The following is a 22861-nucleotide window of genomic DNA, read 5'->3' on the forward strand; positions in this document are numbered from 1 at the left end:
TTTTGCTCCGACGGTGCCCGGTCTTCCTCATCGGAAGCAGCGGCGTCGTCATCTTGGGGGTGGGAATCATCGGTGCTGCCGGCGTCTTCGCCGGTGTCGTCCGATGCGTTGTCTTCGTTGTCGTTGTGGTCGCCGTCGTTCGATGCGTCGAGGCCGTGCCCCTCTTCATCGTCGCCGGCGTCATCGTCATGGCCGCCCACCGGGGCGTCGCCACTGGCGATGCTGACCGGCAGCGGGGCGCCGTCCAGCGGCAGCTGCGGTTCCAGTTCGCCGATATCGCGGAGTTCGGACAGCGGCGGCAGTTCGTCGAGGCGCTTGAGCCCGAAATAATCCAGGAAGCCCTTGGTGGTGCCGAACAGCGCGGGCTTGCCGGGCACGTCGCGGTGGCCGACGACGCGGATCCATTCGCGCTCTTCCAGCGCCTGGATGATGTTGCTGCTGACGGCCACACCGCGGACCTGTTCGATCTCGCCGCGCGTGATCGGCTGGCGGTAGGCGATCAGGGCCAGGGTTTCCAGCGTGGCACGCGTGTACTTGGTCTTGCGCTCGGTCCAGAGGCGCGCGACCCAGCCATGCACATCGGCCTTGACCTGGTAGCGGTAGCCGGAGGCCACTTCGACCAGCTCCACGCCACGGTCGGCGCAGGCCTCGGTCAGGTACTGGAGGGCGGCTTCGACGCTGCCTTCCGGCGCCGGTTCCTCTTCCGGGAACAGGCCATGCAGCTGCGCCAGCGTGAGCGGCTGGGTGGCGGCCATCAGCGCGGCTTCCACGATGCGGTTGATGAGCGATTGATCCATGCGGTCCTGTCGTTCGTGCAGGCAGCGGCGCGGGGCGGCTGCGTCAGGGGGTGTCGTTGGCGGCGTCGGTATCGTCGAACTCGCTGGAGAACTGCAGCGGTTCGTTGGTGTTGTTCAACGCCAGCGACTTTATGTAGATCGGCGCGAGCGGGCCTTCCTGCACGATGTCCAGCAACTGCTCCTTGGCCAGTTCCAACATGGCCAGGAACGTCACCAGCACGCCCAGCTTGCCTTCCTCGACGGTGAACATGCTTTCGAAGCGGTGGAACTTGCCGTCCTCCAGCCGCGTCAGCACGTCGCCCATGCGTTGGCGCACGCTGAGCGCCTCGCGCCGGATGGCGTGGCCGCTGAAGAGCTCGGCGCGCTTGAGCACGTCGTGCAGCGCCAGCAGCATCTCCTTCAGTTCCACCGGCGGCGGCAGCTTCACAGCGGCACGGTCCGGCACGTCGGCACTCACCGGCGTGGTGTCGCGGTCCTGGCGGGGCAGGGCATCCAGGTCCTCGGCGGCTTGCTTGAAGCGCTCGTATTCCTGCAGACGGCGCACCAGCTCGGCGCGCGGATCGCCCTCGTCGCCTTCGTCGGAGACCGGGCGCGGCAACAGCATGCGCGACTTGATCTCGGCCAAGATGGCGGCCATCACCAGGTACTCGGCCGCCAGTTCGAAGCGCAGCTCCTGCATGACATTGATGTAGTCCACGTACTGCCGGGTGATCTCGGCGACGGGGATGTCCAGGATGTCCAGATTCTGCCGGCGGATCAGATACAGCAGCAGGTCCAGCGGGCCTTCGAAGGCATCCAGGATGACTTCCAGCGCATCCGGCGGAATGTACAGATCCTGCGGGATCTGCAGCACCGGCTGCCCGTGCACCACCGCCAGCGGCATTTCCTGCTGCTGCGGATGGGTGGACGGGTTGGTCTGAGTCGCGTCGGACGCGAGTTCTGGGCTCATCAAGAAACAGCCATCGTGCTAATCACAGCCTCGGCATGCGTGCGGCGCGCGGCAGGGGCGGCGCGGTTCCGGCAATGCGCTAACAACATCATGCGTCGCAGGGCGAACGCTTCCCTTACAGCAACCAGCAATGCACACCGCGGGGGCCGCGGAGGCAGACAGCGAGAGGTCGTCGGGCGCGGGCGGGTGGGGGCAGCGAATCGAACATCCCGGTGTCCCCGTGGAGGGGTGGGCGGACCGTGGTGGCCGGTGCCTCCCCTGGACGGGCCGCTGCTTCCGGCCGTGCAATGGAAGACAGGGTAAGCGCTGGCCGGGACCGTGTCCAGCGCCGTGCGGCGGAGCGGCACGTACAATTCAGGCTTCGACTCCGGAGTGAACACCATGTGGTATGCCATTGAAGGCCATGACGCGGCCGACGTCCTGCCGAAGCGCCTGGAGGCCCGGCCGGCCCACCTGGCCCGCCTGACCGCCCTGCGCGACGAGGGTCGCCTGCTGCTGGCCGGCCCCTGTCCGGCGATCGATGCCGAGGACCCGGGTCCGGCCGGTTTCAGCGGCAGCATCGTGATCGCCGAGTTCGACTCCCTTGAGGACGCTCGGGCCTGGGCCGATGCCGACCCCTACGTGGACGCGGGCGTCTACGCCCGGGTCGACGTGCGCCCGTTCCGCAAGGTCCTGCCGTGACTCGGATCGATCGCATCCGCGCCGCGCTGCAGGCCGCCCTGCAGCCGACCGCGCTGGAGGTAGTGGACGACAGCCACAGGCACGCCGGGCACGAGGGTGCCCGCGACGGGAGGGGCCATTTCACCGTGAGGGTCGTCAGTCCGGCGTTTGCCGGCAAGGCGCCGCTGGCCCGCCACCGTGCGGTCTACGCCGCCCTGGGCGAGATGATGCAGACCGACATCCATGCGCTGGCCATCGAGGCCCGGACGCCGGACGAAGTGGGCTGAACCCCGTCGCGTTTTCCGGCACTGCGGCATGCAGTGCGCTATGAAAACGTTTACATTCGCCCCCTTTCGTATCGCCGGGAGGGCGCCATGACCCGTAACCACCATCCCTTCGCACCCCATCCCCTACGGGTGGGCCTGTTCGCTGCCCTGCTGGCCGCTCCCGTCGCGGCCAAGCCGCCGGTCTACGCCACCCCGGCCGAAACCGCCTTCGTCGACGCCCTGCTGGCGAAGATGACGGTGGAGGAGAAGCTCGGTCAGCTGAACCAGCCACCGGGCGTCGGCAACAACACCGGCCCGGCCGCGATGGCCGGCAACGAGGACCAGATCCGCCGGGGCGAGATCGGCTCCTACCTGGGCACCCAGGGCGCCGCACTGACCTGCCGGTTGCAGAAGATCGCCGTCGAAGAATCGCGCCTGGGGATCCCGCTGCTGTTCGGCTACGACGTGATCCATGGCCACCGGACGGTCTTCCCGGTACCGCTGGGCGAATCGTCCAGCTTCGATCCTGACGAGGTCCAGCACGCCGCACGCGTCGCCGCGATCGAGGCGGCGGCCCACGGCATCCATTGGACCTACGCGCCGATGGTCGATATCGCACGTGACCCGCGCTGGGGCCGCATCGTGGAAGGCGCGGGCGAAGATCCTTATCTGGGTTCGGTGCTCGCCGCGGCGCGTGTGCGCGGCTTCCAGGGCGACGACCTGCGCAAGCCGGATGCGGTGTTGGCCACGGCAAAGCACTTCGTCGCCTACGGCGCAGCCGAAGCCGGGCGCGACTACAACGTGGCCGATATCTCCGAGCGCACACTGCACGAGGTCTACCTGCCGCCGTTCAAGGCGGCCGTCGATGCGGGCGCGCAGTCGATCATGGCTTCGTTCAACGAGATCGCGGGCGTGCCGATGCATGCGCACCGGCCGCTGATCCAGGACTTGCTGCGCAAGGAGTGGGGCTGGGACGGTTTGCTGGTCAGCGACTACACCGGCGTAATGGAACTCATGCCGCATGGCGTGGCCGCCAATCCGGAACAAGCCGGCGCGCTCGGCCTGCGCGCCGGCGTCGATGTCGACATGGTCAGCCAAATCTACGTCAAGGACCTGCCAGCTGCCGTCAAGGCGGGCCGCGTGCCGATGGCGGAAGTGGATGCTTCGGTGCGCCGTGTGCTCAATGCGAAGTACCGGCTCGGCCTTTTCGACGACCCCTATCGTTCCTGCACCGCTGATGGCGCACGCGAGCGCGCGCTGACACTGACGCCGGAACACCGCGCCGCCGCGCGCCGCATGGCGCAGAAGTCGATGGTGCTGCTGGAGAACGAAGGCAACGTGTTGCCGTTGTCCAAGTCCGTGCGCACGCTGGCCGTGATCGGGCCACTGGCGGACCATCGTCGCGCGATGCTGGGCAACTGGGCGGTCGCGGGGCGCGAGGAAGATGCGATCACGCCGCTGGAAGGCCTGAAGGCCGCGCTCGGCGACAAGACGCGGATCGTCGTGGCCAAGGGCGCCGACATCGACAGCCAGGACACCCGCGGATTCGCCGATGCCGTCGCCGCAGCGAAACAGGCCGACGCCGTGGTGATGTTCCTCGGCGAACACCCGGACATGAGTGCGGAGGCGAACAATCGCACCACGCTCGACCTGCCGGGTGTGCAGGAACAACTGGCGCTTGCCGTCGCCGCCACCGGCAAACCGGTCGCCCTGGTGCTGCTCAATGGGCGACCGCTGTCGATCGGCGGCCTGAAAGGCAAGGTGCCCGCGATCCTCGAAGCTTGGTTCCCCGGCGTGGAAGGGGGTCCCGCCATCGCGGACGTGCTGTTCGGCGACGTGAATCCTTCGGCCAAGTTGCCGGTGACGTTCCCGCACAACGTCGGCCAGGTGCCGATCTATTACGCACACAAGAACACCGGACGTCCTCCGCGCGAGGAAGAGAAGTACACCAGCAAGTACCTCGACGTGCCGTGGACGCCGCTCTACGCCTTTGGCTACGGCCTCAGCTACACGACGTTCCGCTACGACGCGCCGATCGTGTCGAAGAAAACGCTGGCGCCGTCGGCGCTGCAGCAGCAGGTCAGCGTGCGGGTCACCAACACCGGCAAGCGGGCAGGCGAGGAGGTCGTGCAGCTGTACCTGCGCGACGACGTCGCCAGCGTCACCCGTCCAGTGAAGCAGCTCCGTGGCTTCCAGCGTGTCGCGTTGAAGCCGGGTGAATCCAAGGTCGTCACCTTCGCGCTCGGTTTCGACGATCTGTCGATGCTCGACGACCGCATGCAGCGCGTCGTGGAGCCGGGCACGTTTACTGTCTTCGTCGGCGGCAGCTCGGAAGCGACGCGCGAGGCGAAGTTCGAAGTGGCGGTCAAGTAAATGTAAGGCGATGCAGCATGCGTGAATATGCTGCATCGCAAAATATCTGCGAATACCTGACGGCTCACGCAAGTGCATGAATTTCAGGTGTTTTCTGTATCGAATAACGCGGGCTTTACACGTTTCCGTGAAAACGGTTACAGTCCGCGCCACTTGCAGCAGTCATCACCGCGGAGGGGCGGGGAATGGCGCGAACCTCGGTCACCATCAAGGATGTCGCACGTGAGGCACGGGTATCCGTGGCTACCGTTTCGCGTGCCTTGAACGGTCACGAGAACGTCGCCGAAGCCGTGCGCCAGCAGGTCCTGGCCACCGCTGACCGCCTCCGTTACCAGCCGCACGCCGCCGCCCGCAGCCTCAGCAGCCGCCGTACGCAGACCATCGGCGTGGTGCTGCCCGATCTCTACGGCGAATTCTTTTCGGAATTGATCCGCGGCATCGACCAGGTGGCCCGGGCCCGCCGCCAACATCTGTTGGTGTCCAGCTACCACGGCCACCCGGAAGAGCAGGGCGAAGCCCTGCGTGCCATGCGCGGCCGCGTGGACGGCCTGCTGGTGCTATCCCCCTATACGGACCAGCCCGGTTTCCTGGTGGACAACCTACCGTCTGCATTGCCGGTTGTGTTGATCAATACCGACGTGCAGGAAGCGGCATATCCCGCATTGACGATCGACAACTACAGCGCGGCTGTGGCGATGGTCGAACATCTGGCCCAGGCCGGCCACCAGCGCATCGCCTTCATTGGCGGACCGGAAGGCAACTTCGACGCACGCGAGCGCCTGCGTGGCTATCGCGATGCGCTAGCGCGTGTCGTTCCCGGCGCCTCGCCGCAGGAATTCAAAGGCGATTTCAGCGAATCCGCCGGTTACGAAGCCGGCAAGCGCATCGCCCAGATGAAGGAGCGGCCGCAGGCGGTGTTCGCGGCCAACGACATGACGGCGCTCGGTTGTTTGTACGCCTTCAACGAAGCTGGCCTACGCGTTCCGCACGACGTCGCGCTCGCGGGCTTCGACGACATTCCGCTGGCGCGCTTTGTTCACCCGACCTTGACCACGATGCGGGTCAGTATTGCCGAGTTGGGTGGACAGGCGATGAGCCGGTTGCTGGACACGATCGATTCCGATGGCGAGCGCGTGGCGCCGTCGGCGACGCTGGTTCCCGAACTGATCGTGCGGGAATCGAGCATCGGAGCGGTGCCCCAAGCGAAGAAGTAGCGAGAAAGAGGCACCCGCTTTTTTTTGGGCGGGCTTGTAACCGATTACAGGCGGCCATCAAGCCGGCCAGCAATGAAACAACTTTTTGGAGGGAGAGAGCCAATGAAGTATCGCAACCGTTCCACAACCCAACCCAAGCGCAAGCTGCTGACCTGTGCATTGGCCAGCGTGCTGGTCATCGCCAGTGGTCATGCCATCGCGCAGTCCTCGAACGCCACGCTGCGTGGCAAGGCCGAAGCGGGTGCGCAGGTCACCGCCGTCAACACCGCCACCGGTACCAAGCGCCAGGTCACGGCGACCGCCGATGGCAGCTATGCGCTGGTCGGCCTGGCGCCGGGTACTTACAAAGTGACGTCGGGCGGCACAGAACGTACGGTGACCCTGCAGGTCGCGACGTCGGTCAATCTGGATCTCGCGGGCGCAGCGCCGGCGACTCCGGCGGGTGACGCGACCACGCTGGATACCGTGCGCGTCACCGCACCGCCGCTGCAGGAAGTGAAGACTTCCGAGGTAGGCACCAACGTGTCGCTCAAGCAGATCAACACCGTCCCGCAGCTGACGCGCAACTTCCTCGAGTTCGCCGACACCGTGCCGGGCATGCAGTTCACCACCGATGGCTCGGGTCATAGCGACATCCGCGGCGGTGCGCAGACCACGAGCGCAGTGAACGTCTACATCGACGGCGTTGGCCAGAAGAGCTATCTGTTCGGCGGTGTTTCCGGACAGCAGCAGAGTGCGGGCAATCCGTTCCCGCAGCTGGCGATCGGCGAGTACAAGGTCATCACGTCGAACTACAAGGCGGAGTTCGATCAGGTGGGTTCTGCCGCCATCGTCGCCTCGACGAAGTCCGGCACCAATGAGTTCCACGGTGAAGTGTTCGGGCGCACCACGAACAGCAGCATGCGTACCGAGACCGCAGCCGAACGCGCGCCCGGTCGCGATAAGCAGAAGACTCACCAGGATGAGTACGGCTTCGCCTTGGGCGGCCCCATCATTCAGGACAAGATGCACTTCTTCTTCAGCTACGAAGGGAAGGGTTTCGAGATCAGCGCCGATCCCGTGGTTCCCGGCACCAACGTCGGCATCGGTGCCTATTTGCCGACGGACGTGCAAGGCAAGCTCGGCCCGGTGACCCGGCCGTTCAAGGAAGACCTGTACTTCGGAAAGCTCAGCTGGGATATCGGTGAGAACGACCGCGTTGAGTTCTCAGCGAAGATTCGCGAAGAAGACAGCCGCGACAGCGTCGGTGGTATCACCACCGCGGACGCCGCCAAGAACAACGACAATTCGGAAGAGCGTTACGACCTGAGCTGGGAGCACTACGGTGAAACCTACCTCAACGAGTTCCGCTTGACCTATGAAGATGCGTTCTTCAATCCGACAGCCTATTCGCTCGGCAATCAGAGCGTCTACACCCTGGGCCAGGACCAGAACCGCGTCATTCTTTTCGACGATGCGACGAGCGGTCTGGCGATCCAGCTGAAGGGCCAGAAGGGTCCGGCCATCCAGAACGACATCACCTTCAACAGCTTCGAGTGGCAAGGTGACCACGTCATCAAGGCCGGCATCAAGTACAAGGAAGTCGAGCTGACGCAGAGCGAGAACTCGACAGCGAATCCCTCTTTCTACTATGCGGTGAACGACGGTACGCAAGCGGGTCTGCCGCTGGGAACGTCCGCCATTCCCTATCAGGTGCGTTTCAACCTGCCGTTCGCGGGCGCGACGCCGTCCGTGACGACGACGAGCAAGCAGTTGGGCCTCTACATCCAGGACGACTGGAACGTTACCGACAGGCTGCAACTGAACATCGGTCTGCGCTGGGATTACGAGGAAATCCCGTCCTACCTCGACAACGTAACGCCGGCGGAAGTGGTGGCTGCGCTGACCGGCCCGGGTACCGACCCCACGATCAGTGCGACCTATGCCGAGCAGCTCGCTCGCGGCGGCGTCGATATCAACGATTACATCAGCAACGGCAACAGCCGCAAGGCCGACAAGGACAACTTCGCTCCTCGCCTCGGTTTCTCCTACGACCTGGGCGGCGACGAAAGGCACGTCATTTTCGGCGGCATCGGCCGTAGCTTCGACCGCAATCTCTACGACTACATGGGCCTCGAGCAGGTCAAGTCCGCGCTCTCCGGCTATACCGTCCGCTTCTCGGATACGACAGGCTGTACGCCGACGCCAGGCAGTTGCGTGGCGTGGAGCCCGAACTACCTGACCGGCACCGATGCGCTCGCGGGATTGGTCACTTCGAACGTCCGCAATGGCGAGATCGATCTGTTGAACAACGATCTCGAGACGCCGTACTCGGATCAGTTCTCCATCGGTATGCGTAACAGCATCGGCGAATGGAATACCTCCGCTACGCTGGCCTATATCCACAGCAAGGAAGGTTTCGTCTTCACGCTGGGCAACCGGTATCCCAACGGTGATTTCTTCCAGAACGGCAGCCAGCCGTGGGGTCACACGCCGCCGGGCTTCGGTGCGTTGATCATCGGCAACAACGGCATCGAGACGAAGACGACCCAGCTGCTGCTGTCCGCGGAGAAGCCCTATACCAAGGAGAGCGGTTGGGGCTTCACGGCCGCTTACACGTTCTCGCATGCGAAGGGCAACCGAGGCGGCGACGAGCATTACGCGTTCGATGCCGCGACGATCGAAGACTATCCGTTCATCGACCTCAAGGCCGTTCCGGAACATCGTCTGGTCATGACCGGTATCTACGATCTGCCTTGGAACATCACTGCCTCTGCCAAGGTGACGCTGTCTTCGGCGCCGCCGCTGAACGAGATCGTCGGGTTCTACAACTACGGTGCACCTAACACCGTGGTGCCGCGCCCGGTGGCGCTGGACGCGCCGCAGACCTTCGGTGTCAAGCAGCTCGACCTGTCGCTGTCCAAGGACATGTTCGTGACCGAGAACGTGACCGTACAGGTGCGGGCCGATCTGATGAACGCGCTGGATAACGACAACCTGAGCGGCTACAACATCAACTGGGGCGGCAACAACGTCTATAACCCGGTGGTGACGCAGCAGCTTTACGGTTCGCAGTTCACCCAGCCGCGTGCGTTGTTCCTGAGCGCTCGCGTCATCTGGTAACCGCACGTCCGTAGGCGACAAAGGACAAGACCCGCGCAGGCGGGTCTTGTCTTACACAGGATCAGATGCGTGGATTGGTGCGGGGCACTTGATTCAAGCCGTGACCGACCATGGGTGAAAGGCGCAACTAATGAGCGAACACGCGATCAAGACGGTCGTCATCGTCGGCGGCGGTACGGCGGGGTGGATGACCGCGGCGGCGCTGTCGAAGGTGTTGGGCGAAAGCTGCGACATCCGCCTGGTCGAGTCTGAAGCGATCGGCACCGTCGGCGTGGGCGAAGGAACGATTCCGCATATCCGACTGTTCAACAGTTTGCTCCAGATCGACGAAGCGGATTTCGTCCGCAAGACCCAGGGGACGTTCAAGCTCGGCGTTCAATTCAACAACTGGGGACGCATCGGCGAGACCTATGTCCACGGCTTCGGCAATGGCATCGGGCAGAGTGTGGGACTCCTGCCATTCCATCAGTTCTGGATCAAGGCGGCGCGCGCCGGCAAGGCCGAGGGTATCGGCAGCTACGTCCTGAGTTCACAGGCGGCTCCGCAAGGGAAGTTCATGGTGTCGGCCAATGACGTGCCGCAGACGTCGCCGCTGGCGAATATTGCGTACGCCTATCATTTTGACGCTGGTCTGTACGCGCGTTACCTGCGCTCTTATTCCGAATCGCGTGGGGTGAAACGGATCGAGGGTATCGTTACGCGCGTTGCCTTGGATGCGGAGTCCGGTCACGTCGATGCGATAGAACTGGACAGCGGCGAGACCATTCGTGGCGACCTGTTCGTGGACTGCTCTGGTTTCCGCGGTCTGCTCATCGAGGAGGCGCTTGGGACAGGTTACGTGTCCTTCAAGCATTGGCTGCCATGCGACCGCGCGCTGGCGGTGCCTTGCGAGAATGTCGGCCCTCCTACGCCTTACACGCGCGCGACCGCACGCGAGGCGGGCTGGCAATGGCGGATCCCTTTGCAGCATCGCACCGGCAATGGATATGTGTACTCCAGTGCGCACATAAGCGACGACGAGGCGGCCGCGACACTGTTGAAGAACCTGGACGGACGGGCGTTGGACGATCCGCGCCCGTTGCGCTTCGTCACGGGCAGGCGCAAAAGGTTCTGGAACAAGAACGTGGTCGCGATCGGATTGTCCAGTGGCTTCGTCGAGCCCCTGGAAGCGACCAGTATCTACTCGATCCAGTCGGGCATCATGCGGTTGCTCAGCCTGTTCCCGCGTGACGGCTTCAATCCGACACTGATTGATCGTTACAACGCGCAGATGGTGTTCGACTTCGAGCGCATCCGCGATTTCCTGATCCTGCACTATCACGCGACGCAGCGTGACGATACTGCGTTCTGGCGGCAATGCCGAGATATGCCGATCCCGCAGGAACTGGATGATGTCATTGCCCTGTTCCGCGACAGCGGCAGGTTCTACCGCAACGGCGAGGAAATGTTCGCCGAGATGAGCTGGGTGCAGGTGATGCTGGGGCAGGGGATCGTGCCGCAAAGCTATCACCCGCTCGTGGATCAGCTTTCGGATGAGGACCTGAGTGGTTTTGTGTCTGGCGTAGGTCGCGTAGTGGCCAACTGTGTCGACGCCATGCCCAGCCATCAAGCCTTCATCGACCGCTACTGCAAGGCGGCTCTGATGTGAACGCGCGCGGCGTTCCTCGCCGCGCTGAACATGAACCAGAGGGTTGAATATGGCTTCCCACCTATTTCGACCTCCAATGTAAACGATTACATTTCAAGACGATGACCAGTCCAGCCATTCGAGTCCCCAGAATTTCCAGCGTTGTCGCCCTGGTCTTGACCATGGCGATCGCCGCTTGCCAGAAAACCCCGGAGCCCGCGTCCAAGCCCGAGGCCAAGCCGGCGGCGCCCGCCGTCGCCGCCAAGCCCGAGCCGCCAGCCAAGCCGGAACTGCCGCCGCTATTCCGCGATATCGAGCGTCGTACGTTCCAGTTCTTCTGGGATACGACCAACGAAGTGAATGGACTGACGCCCGACCGTTATCCGTCGCGTCCCTTCGCCAGCATCGCCTCGGTCGGTTATGCGTTGACGGCGTATCCGATCGGCATCGAGAACGGCTGGGTCAGCCGCACCCAGGCAGTGGACCGCACGCTGACTACGCTGAAGTTCCTGCGCGACGTGCCGCAGGGCGCGCAGAAGGAAGGGCGGGGTGGCTACAAGGGGTTCTACTACCACTTCCTCGACATGGACACCGGCCAGCGCTTCAACAGCTGGGTCGAACTCTCCAGCGTGGACACGTCGTTGCTGATGATGGGCGTGCTATTCGCGCAGTCGTACTACGACCGCGATGACGCGCGCGAGAAAGAGATTCGCGAGATCGCCGATACGATCTACAAGCGCGTGGACTGGACGTTCCTGCAGAACAACAAGCCGCTGATCTCGATGGGCTGGTTCCCCGAAAGCGGCACCATCCCGCACGACTGGAAGGGCTACAACGAAGCCATGATGGTCTACGTGCTGGCGATGGCGTCGCCGACGCATCCGGTGGGCCAGGACGCATGGGAAGTCTGGACGCGCAGCTATGGCGAGTTGTGGGGTGTGTTCCAGGGACAGGAGTACCTGACCTTCGCGCCGCACTTCGGCCACCAGTACAGCCATGTCTGGATCGACTTCCGCGGCATCCAGGATGCCTACATGCGCGAACGCGGTATGGACTACTTCGAGAACAGCCGTCGCGCGACCTACGCCCAGCGTGCCTACGCCACCGAGAATCCGATGAAGTGGAAGGACTACGGCGAAAATGTCTGGGGCCTGACCGCCTCGGATGGTCCGCAGCAGACCTTGCAGGAATACCGCGGCGAACAGCGCCAGTTCCGCCACTACTCTGCGCGTGGCGCCGGCTTCCGCGAGAACTTCGACGACGGCACCATCGCGCCTACGGCGGCGATCGCCTCGCTGCCGTTCGCGCCCGAGATCGTGATTCCCGCCACTGAAGAGATGCATCGCCGCTACGGCGACTATCTCTACTCGAGCTACGGCTTCCTCGATTCGTTCAACCCGAGCTTCGACTACGACATCCCGCTGAAGACCGGTCGCATCGTGCCGGGCAAGGGCTGGGTGGCCAGCGACTACATCGGCATCGACCAGGGCCCGATCCTCGCGATGATCACGAATTACCGCAGCGAGTTCGTCTGGAACGTGATGAAGAAGAACCCGTACATCCGGGACGGTTTGAAGAAGGCCGGCTTCGAAGGCGGATGGCTGGATGCGAAGACCGAGCAGGCAGCGCAGACCGCGCCGACGGCGCCCACCGCGCCGCCGGATCTCGATGCGGCCGCCGCACGTGCGTTGGGCACCGCGGAATCGCGCGCGAACCAGGCCGCACAGCCCGAGGCGGCGCGTCCGCAGCAGCCAGAGTAAGCTGCACGCATGGTCGAGCGCGTGCCAGCGTCGTTCTCTCCAGCACGCATCAGGGCCGCCTTCGTTGGAAGGCGGGCCTTGATGCGCTGCTGTTCCCTGCTCGCGATCGTCGGCCTTGTCCTGACGTTGGCAGGCTGCACGCGCACGGAAGACACGCGCACCACGGTGCGCTTCTGGGTGATGGGTTACGAAGGCGAAGTGGTGGCGAAACTGCTGCCCGAGTTCGAGCGCCAGCACCCCGACATCCATGTCGACCTGCAGATCGTGCCGTGGCTGTCGGCGCACGAAAAATTGCTGACCGCCTTCGCGGGCGACTCGCTGCCCGACGTGTGCCCGATCGGCAACACATGGATCCCGGAGTTCGCCGCACTCGGTGCGCTGGATCCGCTGGACGACCAGATCGCCGCCACGCCCGGCTTCGATCAGGCGGATTTCTTCCCCGGTGTCTGGGACACCGGCGTGATCGACGGGCGCGCATACGCGGTGCCGTGGTATGTCGAGACCCGCCTGCCGTTCTACCGTCGCGACATACTCGCGAAAGCCGGGGTGAAGACGCTGCCCACCAGCTGGGCCGAGTGGCGTATCGCCTTGCGCAAGGTCAAGCAGGTGGCGGGCGAGGGCAACTACTCGATCCTGCTGCCGCTCAACGAATTCGAACCGCTGCTGAGCTTGGCCATCCAGCAGCCCGAGCCGCTGCTGCGCGACGGTGGCCGGTACGGCAATTTCCGCAGTGAAGGTTTCCGCCAGTCGCTCGGCTTCTACAAGGAGATGTTCGATCAGCAGTGGGCGCCGGTGGTGACCAACAACCAGATCTCGAACGTGTGGGACGAATTCGGCAAGGGCTTCTATTCGTTCTACATCTCCGGTCCCTGGAACATCGCCAAGTTCAAGGAGCGCCTGCCCGCCGCGCAGCAGGACGACTGGATGACCATGCCATTGCCCGGCCCGAACGGCCCTGGCGCCTCGCTCGCCAACGGCACCAGCTTCGTGGTGTTCAAGAACTCGCCGAACAAGGCCGCAGCCTGGAAGCTCATCGCCTGGCTGTCGTCGCCGCAGGTGCAGACCGAATTCCATGCGCTGACGGGCGATCTGCCGCCGCGCCGCTCTCCGTGGCTGACCCCGGCGCTGGCCGATGATCCCTACGCCAAGGCCTATCGCGAGCAGCTGGAACGCGCCGTGTCGACGCCCAAGGTGCCCGAGTGGGAGCGGATCGCCACGGAAATGCGGCTGGTCGGCGAGCAGGTGGCCAACGGGCGCCTGACGGTGGACCAGGCGGTCGAGGAACTGGATCGTCGCGCTGACCGCATCCTCGAGAAGCGTCGCTGGATGCTGGACCACGCCGACAAGGCAGGGGCCGCGCCATGAGGTCGACCCACGCGCTCGCAGGCTGGTTGTTCGCCGCGCCGGCATTGACCGTCATCGTCGTGTTCTTCGGCCTGCCGGTGCTGGCCGCATTCGTGCTGAGCCTGACCGACTTCGACATCTATGCGCTGGCCGACATCGGCAACCTGCGCTTCGTCGGCTTGGACAACTACGTCGGCCTGCTGCAGAACCCGTTGTTCTGGAAATCGCTGGGCAACACGGTCTACTTCGTCGTCGTCGGCGTTCCGCTGTCGGTCGCGGTGTCGCTCGGTGCAGCGCTGCTGCTGCATTCCAAGCTGGGACGCTTCAAGGGCTTCTTCCGCACCGCGTTCTTCGCGCCGGTGGTCACTACGGTCGTCGCGGTCGCGGTGATCTGGCGCTATCTCTTCCATACCAAGTACGGCCTGGTGAACTGGGGACTGTCGTGGGTGGGCATCGATCCGGTGGACTGGCTGGGCGATCCGACCTGGGCGATGCCGACCATCATCCTGTTCGCCGTGTGGAAGAACTTCGGCTACAACATGATCATCTTCCTCGCCGGCCTGCAGAGCATCCCCGAAGACCTCTACGAAGCCGCGCGCATCGACGGCGCTTCGCGCTGGGCGCAGTTCCGCCACGTGACCCTGCCGCAGTTGGGCCCGGTGCTGCTGCTGGTCGGCATCCTGACCATGGCCGGGTATTTCCAGTTGTTCGCCGAGCCCTACGTGATGACCCAAGGCGGGCCGCTGGAGAGCACCAAGAGCGTGCTCTACCTGATGTACGAAGAAGGCTTCAAGTGGTGGAACCTGGGCAATGCATCGGCGGTGGCGTTCCTGCTCTTCATCCTGATGACGGCCGTCACCAGCGGCCTGCTGTGGTTCGCGCGCAAGCGGGGCGTGGAATGAACCAGCGCCTCGCCTCGATCGTCGTCAACGGCTTGCTGGTCGCGCTGGCCGTCCTCAGCCTGGGTCCGCTGCTGTGGATGCTGTCGGTGTCCTTCATGCAGACCGGCGAAGCGGGGCACTTTCCGCCGCCGCTGTTGCCAGCGGCCCCCACGCTCGACAACTACCGCGACCTGTTCGTGCGCGCCGGGATGGGCCGCTACCTGATCAACAGCTTCATCGTCTCGACCAGCGTGATGCTGCTGTCGCTGCTGTTCAACACGATGGCGGGCTATGCGTTCGCCAAGTTGCGCTTCAAGGGCCGCGACAGCACCTTCCGCGCGCTGCTCGCCGCGCTCGTCATCCCCGCGCAGGTCGCGATGATGCCGTTGTTCCTGCTGCTCAAGCAGATGGGCCTGGTGAACACCTATGCCGGCGCCATCGTGCCCGGCATGGCGGCGATCTTCGGCATCTTCCTCGTGCGCCAGTACGCGCGCTCGATCCCCGACGAACTGCTCGAGGCCGCGCGCATCGACGGCGCCAGCGAGGCGCGCATCTTCTTCCAGATCGTGTTGCCGGGCCTGAAGCCGATCCTGGTGACGCTGGCGATCTTCAGCTTCCTCGGGGCTTGGAATGACTTCATGTGGCCGCTGATCGTCCTAAGCGACGACGCGCTGCAGACCCTTCCCGTGGCGCTGGCGGCGTTGTCGCGCGAGCACGTGATGGACTACGAACTGATGATGGCCGGCTCGGTCGTCACCATCCTGCCGGTGCTGCTGCTGTTCCTCGTGCTGCAGCGCTACTACATCCAGGGCTTGCTGCTGGGCAGCGTGAAGGGCTGAGCCCGTCGCGCTGTCGCCCTCCGACGGAGATCACAACATGGTGTCGACTTTCGCCCGCCTCACGGCCGGATGGACAGCGCTCGCGGCGGTCTGCGCCAGCGCCCACGCAGCTACGCCGGTACGCGTGCTGGATGCGTTCGATGACGCGTCCACGTGGCGCGTGGTCACCTCCAACCAGGTCAGCGGCGTGCTGCGGACCGTGGAGGGGGTCGACGGCAAGGCGATGTGCCTGGATTACGATTTCAACGGTGTGTCGGGCCATGCGGGCATCCAGCGCGACCTGGTGCTCGAGTATCCACAGAACTACCAGTTCGGCTTCCAGCTCCGTGGCGATTCGCCGCGCAACGACCTGCAGTTCAAGGTCATCGATGCCAGTGGGGACAACGTGTGGTGGGTCAACCGGCCGAAGTACGATTTCCCGACCGCATGGACGCCGGTGCGCTACAAGACGCGCCACATCGACAAGGCCTGGGGTCCCGATCCGGACCGCGTGCTGCGCAAGAGCGTCAAGCTCGAATACACCATCTACAACAATGTCGGCGGCAAGGGCTCGGTCTGCTTCGACCAGCTGACGTTCCAGCCGTTGCCTGTCGATGACGGCGCGCCGCTGACCGGCAAGGCGAGCGCGAACGTCGCGTTCCCGGCCGGTGCCGCGTCGCTGGCGGTGGATGGCAAACCCGATACCGCGTGGTCCGCGGACCTGCACGGCAACCAGGACCCGCAGCTGACGCTGGACCTGGGCAAGGTACGCGAGTTCGGCGGCCTGGTACTCGACTGGAAGGCGGGTCAACACGCCTCCGACTACCTCGTGCAGCTGTCCGACGATGGTGCGCGCTGGCGCGACGTACGCACGGTGGTCGACGGCAATGGCGGGCGCGACTACCTCGCGCTGCCGGAGTCCGAAGCGCGCTACGTGCGCATCGTGATCGGCGACGGCCCGGGCAATGCGTTCGCCCTCGCCGGGCTGGAGGTGAAGCCGCTGGCGTTCGCCGCGCATCCGAACGACGTGATCAAGGCGATGGCGGCCGATGCGCCGAAGGGCTGGTTCCCGCGCGGATTCAGCGGCGAACAGCCGTACTGGACCATCGTCGGCCTGGATGGCGGGCGCGAGCAGGGCCTGATCGGCGAAGACGGCGCGATCGAGATCGCGAAGGGCGGCATCAGCGTGGAGCCGTACGTGCAGGTGGACGGCCACTGGGTCGGCTGGTCCGACGTGCAGGCGGCGCAGTCGCTGCAGGACGGCTACCTGCCGATGCCGACGGTTACCTGGACGCATCCGTTGTTCTCGCTGTCCACCACGGCGTTCGCGGCCGGCGCGCCGGGCGATTCTCGCGTGGTCGCGCGCCATCGCCTGACCAACACCGGCACCACGCCGCGCGACTATGCGATCGCCCTCGCCGTGCAGCCGTGGCAGGTCAATCCGCCCAGCCAGTTCCTCAACACCACCGGCGGCTTCAGCCCAATCCAAGCCATCGCGCTGCGGGATGGGGTGGCGAGCGTGAACGGGCGCGACAGTCTGCGCTTCGCTACGCCGGATGCCGTGCTGGCGTCGCACTTCGATGAAGGCATGGTGCGCGAACGTATCGAAGACAGCGACGCATCGAAGGCGACCACCGCATCGGTCGACGGCGACGCGACGGGCCTGGCCTCCGGCGCGGTGCTTTACCGCTTCACGCTGGCGCCGGGCGAAAGCCGGGAGATCGACTGGGTCGCGCCGCTGGAAGGCGCGTTGCCGACACGCATCGATGCGGCGCGCGACCAGCAGGCGATGGCGGGCATCTGGCGAAAGAAGCTCGACGAAATGAAACTGCAGGTGCCGGCCGAAGGCCAGCCGGTCGCCGATACGCTGCGCACCGCGCTCGCGCACATGCTGATCTCTCGGATCGGGCCGCGCCTGCAGCCGGGCACGCGCTCGTACTCGCGCAGCTGGATCCGCGATGGCGCCATGATTTCCGAAGGCCTGCTGCGCCTGGGTCGTCCGGAAGTGGTGAAGGAGTACGTGGAGTGGTACGCGCCGTACCAGTTCAAGAACGGCAAGGTGCCGTGCTGCGTCGACGATCGCGGCAGCGATCCGGTGCCGGAGAACGACAGCCACGGCGAACTGATCTTCAACATCGCCGAGTACTACCGCTATACGGGCGACAAGGCGTTCCTGAAGGCGATGTGGCCGCACGTGCAGGGTGCGTTCGCCTACATGGAAGAACTGCGTCTCAGCGAGCGCACCGAGGCCAACCGCGCGGTCAACGCGGCGTTCTACGGAATGATGCCGGCGTCGATCAGTCACGAAGGCTACTCGGCCAAGCCGATGCATTCGTACTGGGACAACTTCTGGGCGCTGCGCGGCTACAAGGATGCCGTCGAAGTGGCCGAAGCGCTGGGCGAGGCGGGCGAAGCCAAGCGCATGGCCGCATCGCGCGACCAGTTCCGCGACGACCTCTACGCCTCGCTGCGTGCGGCCACCGAGCGCAACAAGATCGACTACCTGCCCGGGGCGGCCGAGATCGGCGACTTCGATCCGACCTCGACCACCATCGCGCTGGCACCGGGCGGTGAGCAGGGCAAGCTGCCGGCCGACCTGCTGGATAACACCTTCCAGCGCTACTGGCGCGAATTCGTGCAGCGCCGCGATGGCCAGCGCGAGTGGAAGGACTACACGCCGTACGAGTGGCGCAACGTGGCCGCGTTCGTGCGGCTGGGCTGGCGTGAACGGGCGTGGGAGGTGCTGGACTTCTTCTTCGACGATCGCGTGCCGCAGGCCTGGAACCAGTGGGCGGAAGTGGTGTCGCGCACGCCGCGCAAGCCGTTCTTCGTCGGCGATCTTCCGCATGCGTGGGTCGCGTCGGATTTCGTGCGCTCGGCGCTGGACATGTTCGCCTACACCCGCGAAGCCGACGACAGCCTCGTGTTGGCAGCGGGCGTGCCGGCGGCGTGGCTGGACGGCGAGGGCATCGCCATCGACGGGCTGCGCACGCCGAACGGCGTGCTCGGCTACCGGCTGCGAAAGACGGACGGGCAGCTCCAGCTCGACGTGAAGGCGGGCATGAAGCTGCCGGCCGGTGGGCTGGTGCTGCCGTGGCCGTACGCGAGCGAGCCGGGCGAAACCCGTATCAACGGCAAGCCGGCGCAGTGGAAGGACGGCGAGCTGCGCATCACCACGCTGCCCGCGAAGGTCAGCATCCGCGCGCGTTGAGCGCGCGGCGGATGGGGATAGAGTAGGCGCGGCTCCTGCTTGCGCCTCTCGCCATGACCGCCGATGACGCCCGAATGCCGCTCTGGCCGCTGCCGCTGCTGATCGCGCTGCTGTTCCTGGTCGCGGCGCATGCGGCCTACCTGCTGTCGATCCAGGCCGGGCATGTGCCGGCCTGCGTGCCGTATCTCGAGGGCTGCGTGTCGATCAGCCGCGCCGCCCGCCATGGCGACGGCAACCACATGTTCCGCCTGCTGGTGATCCCGTGCGCCGTGCTGCACGCGCTGGTCTGGTGGCTGGCCCGCCACTGGCTGCGCGGAGGCCGGCTGATGCTCGTGCTGGGCGTGATGTCGGCGATTGCGCTGGCGGTCTACGCCACTTTTCTCGGCACCGAAGGCGAGGCCTACCGCTTCCTGCGCCGCTACGGCATGGTGGTGTACTTCGGCTTCGGCTATCTCGCGCAACTGGCGCTGATGCGTCGCGCGTCGCGCATGCAGGCACTGCCAGCGAGCGTCATCGCGTGGATGTCGTGGATCGCCGCCGCGATGCTGGGGCTGGGCATCGCGAATGTCGTGGCGGGGCTGGCCGTCGCGGATCCCCTTGCGAAAGACCGCTGGGAAAACATCTTCGAGTGGTGGCTCGGCCTGCTGATGGTCGGCTGGTATGGCGTGTTGGCCTTCAGCTGGCGGCGACAGCGTGTCGCTGTGACGCTGTCGGCAAATACATAGCGTAATCCTTCGCCGAAAGGATGATGGGTCGCTAAGTGTTATCGATCCATAAGATGTGGCCAAAGCCGACGCGACGAATACCCTCCGAGAATTCCCAGCGGAAGCCGGGAACGAACGTGGCGACATCCTGCTTGGGGACCACGAAAACACAGGTCGCCTCACATGTTTCGCTTGGTGCTAGCCAGTCGATGTCGATGAAATCGATCTGCCCAAAGACGTAATAATCTCTGCCGGGTAGACGATGATTTGGACGTATACCGGAGCCAAATCCAGGTCGACCGAACATCGCGCTTTGATCGAGTGAAATTTCAGCGCGAAACGTCAGTGTCTCGTATGCGTTCTCTTCCATCTCGACGGCTAACACTTTGGCTGCCTCAGTCGCGCACACCTTTGACGATGGCGGCGGCCTTGGCCGAGCTGGCGGTGACCTTGTCCCACTCGCCGTTGTCGAGCCAGCCCTTCGGCACCATCCACGAACCGCCGATGCAGACGACGTTCGGCTGCGACAGGTAATCGGCCGCGGTGTCCTCGGTGATGCCGCCGGTGGGGCAGATCTTCAGCTCCGACAGCGGACCGGCCAGCCCCTTCAGCATCGCCAAGCCGCCGACAGCGGTGGCGGGGAACAGCTTGCAGACGCGGAAGCCACGGCCCATCAGCGACAGCAGTTCGGTCGGCGTCGCGGCGCCTGGCACCACCGGGATGTCGGCAGCGGCGAGCGCATCGGCGAGTGCCGGCGGGGTACCAGGCGTCACGAGGAAGTCCGCGCCCGCATCGATGGATTGCGTGATCTGTTCGGTCCTCAGCACGGTGCCCGCGCCGATCACGATGTCCGGCAGTTCCTTCTTCAGCATCGCCAGCGCCTCCATCGCCACCGGCGTGCGCAGCGTCAGCTCGATTGCCGGCAGCCCGCCTTTCAACAGGGCTTCGGAGACGCGACGCGCCTCGTCCAGCGTGTGCACGGTGACGACCGGCAGGATGCCGGCGGCGCGGAGGAGGGATTCGGCTTTCTGCTGGCGGGCTTCGATAGTCATGCGGAGAGAGTCGGGAAGAAGGAGGGCTCAGGCGTCTTTGGCTTCGTGCGGTGCGTCGGCGGCATGCGCAGCATCGCCCAGCTCGTACTCCGCATCGTATTCCCACGTGCCGTCATGGAAGGGCAGGCCGCAGGATACCGACATGCCGCCGCGGTCCGCCGGCGTCACCACGTCGCGATTGATCGCGAACAGGTTGCGGCCCAGGTCGAGCGCGGCCGGCGAGGTGTTGGGCGCGATCTCGCGCGATGCCCATTCGGTGGCGTCGACGAGCGCTTCGAGCGTGCCGGCTTCGGCATCGAGGCGGAGGATGTCGCCTTCGCGCAGCTTCGCGAGCGGGCCGCCGCGGGCGGCTTCCGGCGTCAGGTGGATGGCGGCGGGAATCTTGCCCGACGCGCCTGAGAGGCGACCATCGGTGACCAGCGCGACGCGGCGGCCCTGGTTCTGCAGCAGGCCCAGCAGCGGCGCCAGCGAATGCAGTTCCGGCATGCCGTTCGCGCGCGGGCCCTGGTATCGGACGACGGCGACGAAATCCTGCGGCAGCGCGCCCGCAGCATGCAGCTTGTTGAGCGCGCGAGGGTCGTCGACGACGACGGCCGGCGCTTCGATGAAGCGGTACTCCGGCTTCACGGCCGAGGTCTTGATCAGCGAGCGGCCGAGGTTGCCGCGCAGCAGGCGCAGGCCGCCCTGCGCTTCGAACGCGCGCGCGACCGGGCGCACCACGTCCTCGTCGGCGCTCTGCGCGATGCCGGGTGCATAGGCGAGGCCGCCGTCCTGCAAACGCGGCTCGTCGCAGAACGCGCGCATGCCGCCGGGCACGATCGTCGGCAGGTCGTGCATCAGGCCCGCGTCGAGCAGTTCGCGGAAGACGAACTGGGTGCCGCCGGCCGCGGCGAAACGGTTCACGTCGGCTTCGCCGTTGGGATAGACGCGCGCCAGCAGCGGCACGGTCTGTGCGATCAGGTCCATGTCGTCCCACGTCAGCACCACGCCGGCCGAACGCGCGACCGCGATCCAGTGGATCGTGTGGTTGGTGGAACCGCCGGTCGCCATCAGCGCCGCCATCGCGTTGACGATGGCGCGCTCGTCGATCAGTCGCCCGATCGGCCGGTAGTCGTCGCCCAGCGCGGTGATGCGCAGCGCGCGCTCGGCGGCGGAGCGGGTCAGCACGTCGCGCAGCGGCTGGTCGGGATTGACGAACGACGTGCCCGGCAATTGCAGGCCCATCGCTTCCAGCAGCACCTGGTTGGAATTCGCGGTGCCGTAGAACGTGCAGGTGCCGGCGGCGTGGTAGCTCGCGGCCTCCGCTTCGAGCAGTTCTTCGCGCGTGGCCTGGCCAGCGGCGTAGCGCTCGCGCACGGCGGCCTTTTCCTTGTTGGGAATGCCGGGCGTCATCGGGCCGGCCGGTACGAACACCGCGGGCAGATGGCCGAACGCCAGCGCGCCGATCAGCAGGCCGGGCACGATCTTGTCGCACACGCCGAGGTAGAGCGCGGCGTCGAACATGTCGTGGCTCAGCGAGATCGCCGTGGCCTGCGCGATGACGTCGCGCGAGAACAGCGACAGTTCCATCCCGGGACGGCCCTGGGTCACACCGTCGCACATGGCCGGCACGCCGCCGGCAACCTGCGCGGTGGCGCCGAGGTCGCGCGCGACTTGACGGATGATCTCGGGGTAATGCTCGAACGGCTGGTGCGCCGACAGCATGTCGTTGTAGGCGTTGATGATGCCGAGGTTGGGCGTGGCATCGGCGCGCAGGCGGCCCTTGTCGGTCGGTCCGCAGGCAGCGAACGCGTGCGCCAGGTTGCCGCAGCTCAGTCGCTCGCGCTGCGGACCTCCGTGGTGCGCGGCGTCGATGCCTTCAAGATAGACGCGGCGCAACGGGGCGCTGCGTTGGCGGATGCGTTCGGTGACTTCCTGGATGCGGGGGTGCAGGCTCATGGGCGTAGGGCTAGGCTGCAGATGTGGGAATTCTGCATGTCGTGGCGGAAAAGGTCGTGAGAAGCGCGCCGCACCCGGGGCTCCACGTGCGGAGCGGCAGGACGGAGGAAGACGGCGACGGCATGCTGCTTTCTACCGCCTTTGACGCAGGCGCGAAAGCGACCA

General features: G+C 65.4%; 16 protein-coding genes and 1 pseudogene. 12 read left to right on the forward strand and 5 right to left on the reverse strand.

The window, feature by feature from the left end:
- Positions 1-143: 143 nt before the first annotated feature.
- A pseudogene (gene scpB, locus BM365_RS00215) lies at positions 144-797 on the reverse strand (SMC-Scp complex subunit ScpB); the annotation flags it as partial.
- A gap of 43 nt (positions 798-840) precedes the next feature.
- Entirely contained in the window at positions 841-1746 is a 906-nt protein-coding gene (locus BM365_RS00220) for a segregation and condensation protein A (RefSeq protein WP_093485526.1), read from the reverse strand.
- A 381-nt stretch (positions 1747-2127) separates the two neighbouring features.
- Here BM365_RS00220 and BM365_RS00225 point away from each other — a divergent pair, with 381 nt between their 5' ends.
- The 12 genes from BM365_RS00225 to BM365_RS00280 all read left to right on the forward strand — a co-directional run bounded on the left by BM365_RS00225 (position 2128) and on the right by BM365_RS00280 (position 19727).
- Positions 2128-2427 carry a YciI family protein gene (locus BM365_RS00225; RefSeq protein WP_093485528.1) on the forward strand — a complete coding sequence of 100 codons (300 nt, stop codon included), beginning with the start codon at positions 2128-2130 and terminating at the stop codon, positions 2425-2427.
- The gene (locus BM365_RS00230; protein ID WP_093485530.1) at positions 2424-2693 is read left to right on the forward strand and encodes a BolA family protein; all 270 of its coding nucleotides are present in this window, start codon (positions 2424-2426) and stop codon (positions 2691-2693) included. The genes BM365_RS00225 and BM365_RS00230 overlap by 4 nt, the downstream gene beginning before the upstream one ends.
- Before the next feature lie 87 nt (positions 2694-2780).
- On the forward strand, positions 2781-5045 hold the full coding sequence (bglX, locus tag BM365_RS00235) for a beta-glucosidase BglX (RefSeq protein ID WP_093485532.1): 2265 nt from the start codon (positions 2781-2783) through the stop codon (positions 5043-5045).
- 185 nt (positions 5046-5230) lie between these two features.
- Positions 5231-6259, forward strand: a complete 1029-nt coding sequence (locus tag BM365_RS00240; protein WP_093485534.1) for a LacI family DNA-binding transcriptional regulator — start codon at positions 5231-5233, stop codon at positions 6257-6259.
- 102 nt (positions 6260-6361) lie between these two features.
- Positions 6362-9361 (forward strand): TonB-dependent receptor, encoded by a 3000-nt coding sequence (locus BM365_RS00245; RefSeq protein ID WP_093485536.1) that lies wholly within the window; start codon positions 6362-6364, stop codon positions 9359-9361.
- Between the two features lie 130 nt (positions 9362-9491).
- On the forward strand, positions 9492-11009 hold the full coding sequence (locus BM365_RS00250; protein WP_093485538.1) for a tryptophan halogenase family protein: 1518 nt from the start codon (positions 9492-9494) through the stop codon (positions 11007-11009).
- A gap of 161 nt (positions 11010-11170) precedes the next feature.
- Positions 11171-12748: a glucoamylase family protein gene (locus BM365_RS00255; RefSeq protein ID WP_343124169.1), complete on the forward strand. Its 1578-nt coding sequence runs from the start codon at positions 11171-11173 to the stop codon at positions 12746-12748.
- A gap of 81 nt (positions 12749-12829) precedes the next feature.
- Entirely contained in the window at positions 12830-14113 is a 1284-nt protein-coding gene (locus BM365_RS00260) for a sugar ABC transporter substrate-binding protein (RefSeq protein WP_093485542.1), read from the forward strand.
- The gene (locus BM365_RS00265; protein WP_093485544.1) at positions 14110-14994 is read left to right on the forward strand and encodes a carbohydrate ABC transporter permease; all 885 of its coding nucleotides are present in this window, start codon (positions 14110-14112) and stop codon (positions 14992-14994) included. Before BM365_RS00260 ends, BM365_RS00265 begins: the two co-directional genes overlap by 4 nt.
- On the forward strand, positions 14991-15812 hold the full coding sequence (locus BM365_RS00270; RefSeq protein WP_093485546.1) for a carbohydrate ABC transporter permease: 822 nt from the start codon (positions 14991-14993) through the stop codon (positions 15810-15812). The genes BM365_RS00265 and BM365_RS00270 overlap by 4 nt, the downstream gene beginning before the upstream one ends.
- 37 nt (positions 15813-15849) lie before the next feature.
- A complete protein-coding gene (locus BM365_RS00275; RefSeq protein ID WP_093485548.1) occupies positions 15850-19002 on the forward strand; it encodes a discoidin domain-containing protein in 3153 nt (1050 codons plus the stop codon).
- 53 nt (positions 19003-19055) lie between these two features.
- Positions 19056-19727 (forward strand): hypothetical protein, encoded by a 672-nt coding sequence (locus BM365_RS00280; protein WP_139227241.1) that lies wholly within the window; start codon positions 19056-19058, stop codon positions 19725-19727.
- Between the two features lie 31 nt (positions 19728-19758).
- Here BM365_RS00280 and BM365_RS17690 read toward each other — a convergent pair whose 3' ends face one another.
- Genes BM365_RS17690 through edd form a run of 3 tightly spaced genes read right to left on the reverse strand, consistent with a single transcriptional unit; the run spans position 19759 to position 22696 of the window.
- Complete coding sequence (locus BM365_RS17690) at positions 19759-20076, reverse strand: hypothetical protein (protein ID WP_139227243.1); 318 nt, start codon at positions 20074-20076, stop codon at positions 19759-19761.
- Positions 20077-20101: 25 nt separating this feature from the next.
- Entirely contained in the window at positions 20102-20758 is a 657-nt protein-coding gene (locus BM365_RS00285) for a bifunctional 4-hydroxy-2-oxoglutarate aldolase/2-dehydro-3-deoxy-phosphogluconate aldolase (RefSeq protein ID WP_093485552.1), read from the reverse strand.
- A 27-nt stretch (positions 20759-20785) separates the two neighbouring features.
- Positions 20786-22696 carry a phosphogluconate dehydratase gene (gene edd / locus BM365_RS00290; RefSeq protein ID WP_093485554.1) on the reverse strand — a complete coding sequence of 637 codons (1911 nt, stop codon included), beginning with the start codon at positions 22694-22696 and terminating at the stop codon, positions 20786-20788.
- Positions 22697-22861: the final 165 nt, after the last annotated feature.

It is taken from the genome of Pseudoxanthomonas sp. YR558 (assembly GCF_900116385.1).
In the GTDB taxonomy this organism is placed as follows: domain Bacteria; phylum Pseudomonadota; class Gammaproteobacteria; order Xanthomonadales; family Xanthomonadaceae; genus Pseudoxanthomonas_A.

Bases quoted from the DNA above. Each gene is read 5' to 3' on its own strand.
- BM365_RS17690 (WP_139227243.1), bottom strand. From the start codon at position 20,076: ATGGAAGAGAACGCATACGAGACACTGACGTTTCGCGCTGAAATTTCA.
- BM365_RS00240 (WP_093485534.1), top strand. From the start codon at position 5,231: ATGGCGCGAACCTCGGTCACCATCAAGGATGTCGCACGTGAGGCACGG.
- BM365_RS00270 (WP_093485546.1), top strand. From the start codon at position 14,991: ATGAACCAGCGCCTCGCCTCGATCGTCGTCAACGGCTTGCTGGTCGCG.
- BM365_RS00250 (WP_093485538.1), top strand. From the start codon at position 9,492: ATGAGCGAACACGCGATCAAGACGGTCGTCATCGTCGGCGGCGGTACG.
- BM365_RS00280 (WP_139227241.1), top strand. From the start codon at position 19,056: ATGACCGCCGATGACGCCCGAATGCCGCTCTGGCCGCTGCCGCTGCTG.
- BM365_RS00265 (WP_093485544.1), top strand. From the start codon at position 14,110: ATGAGGTCGACCCACGCGCTCGCAGGCTGGTTGTTCGCCGCGCCGGCA.
- BM365_RS00285 (WP_093485552.1), bottom strand. From the start codon at position 20,758: ATGACTATCGAAGCCCGCCAGCAGAAAGCCGAATCCCTCCTCCGCGCC.
- BM365_RS00245 (WP_093485536.1), top strand. From the start codon at position 6,362: ATGAAGTATCGCAACCGTTCCACAACCCAACCCAAGCGCAAGCTGCTG.
- bglX (WP_093485532.1), top strand. From the start codon at position 2,781: ATGACCCGTAACCACCATCCCTTCGCACCCCATCCCCTACGGGTGGGC.
- BM365_RS00255 (WP_343124169.1), top strand. From the start codon at position 11,171: ATGGCGATCGCCGCTTGCCAGAAAACCCCGGAGCCCGCGTCCAAGCCC.
- edd (WP_093485554.1), bottom strand. From the start codon at position 22,696: ATGAGCCTGCACCCCCGCATCCAGGAAGTCACCGAACGCATCCGCCAA.
- BM365_RS00225 (WP_093485528.1), top strand. From the start codon at position 2,128: ATGTGGTATGCCATTGAAGGCCATGACGCGGCCGACGTCCTGCCGAAG.
- BM365_RS00220 (WP_093485526.1), bottom strand. From the start codon at position 1,746: ATGAGCCCAGAACTCGCGTCCGACGCGACTCAGACCAACCCGTCCACC.
- BM365_RS00275 (WP_093485548.1), top strand. From the start codon at position 15,850: ATGGTGTCGACTTTCGCCCGCCTCACGGCCGGATGGACAGCGCTCGCG.
- BM365_RS00260 (WP_093485542.1), top strand. From the start codon at position 12,830: ATGCGCTGCTGTTCCCTGCTCGCGATCGTCGGCCTTGTCCTGACGTTG.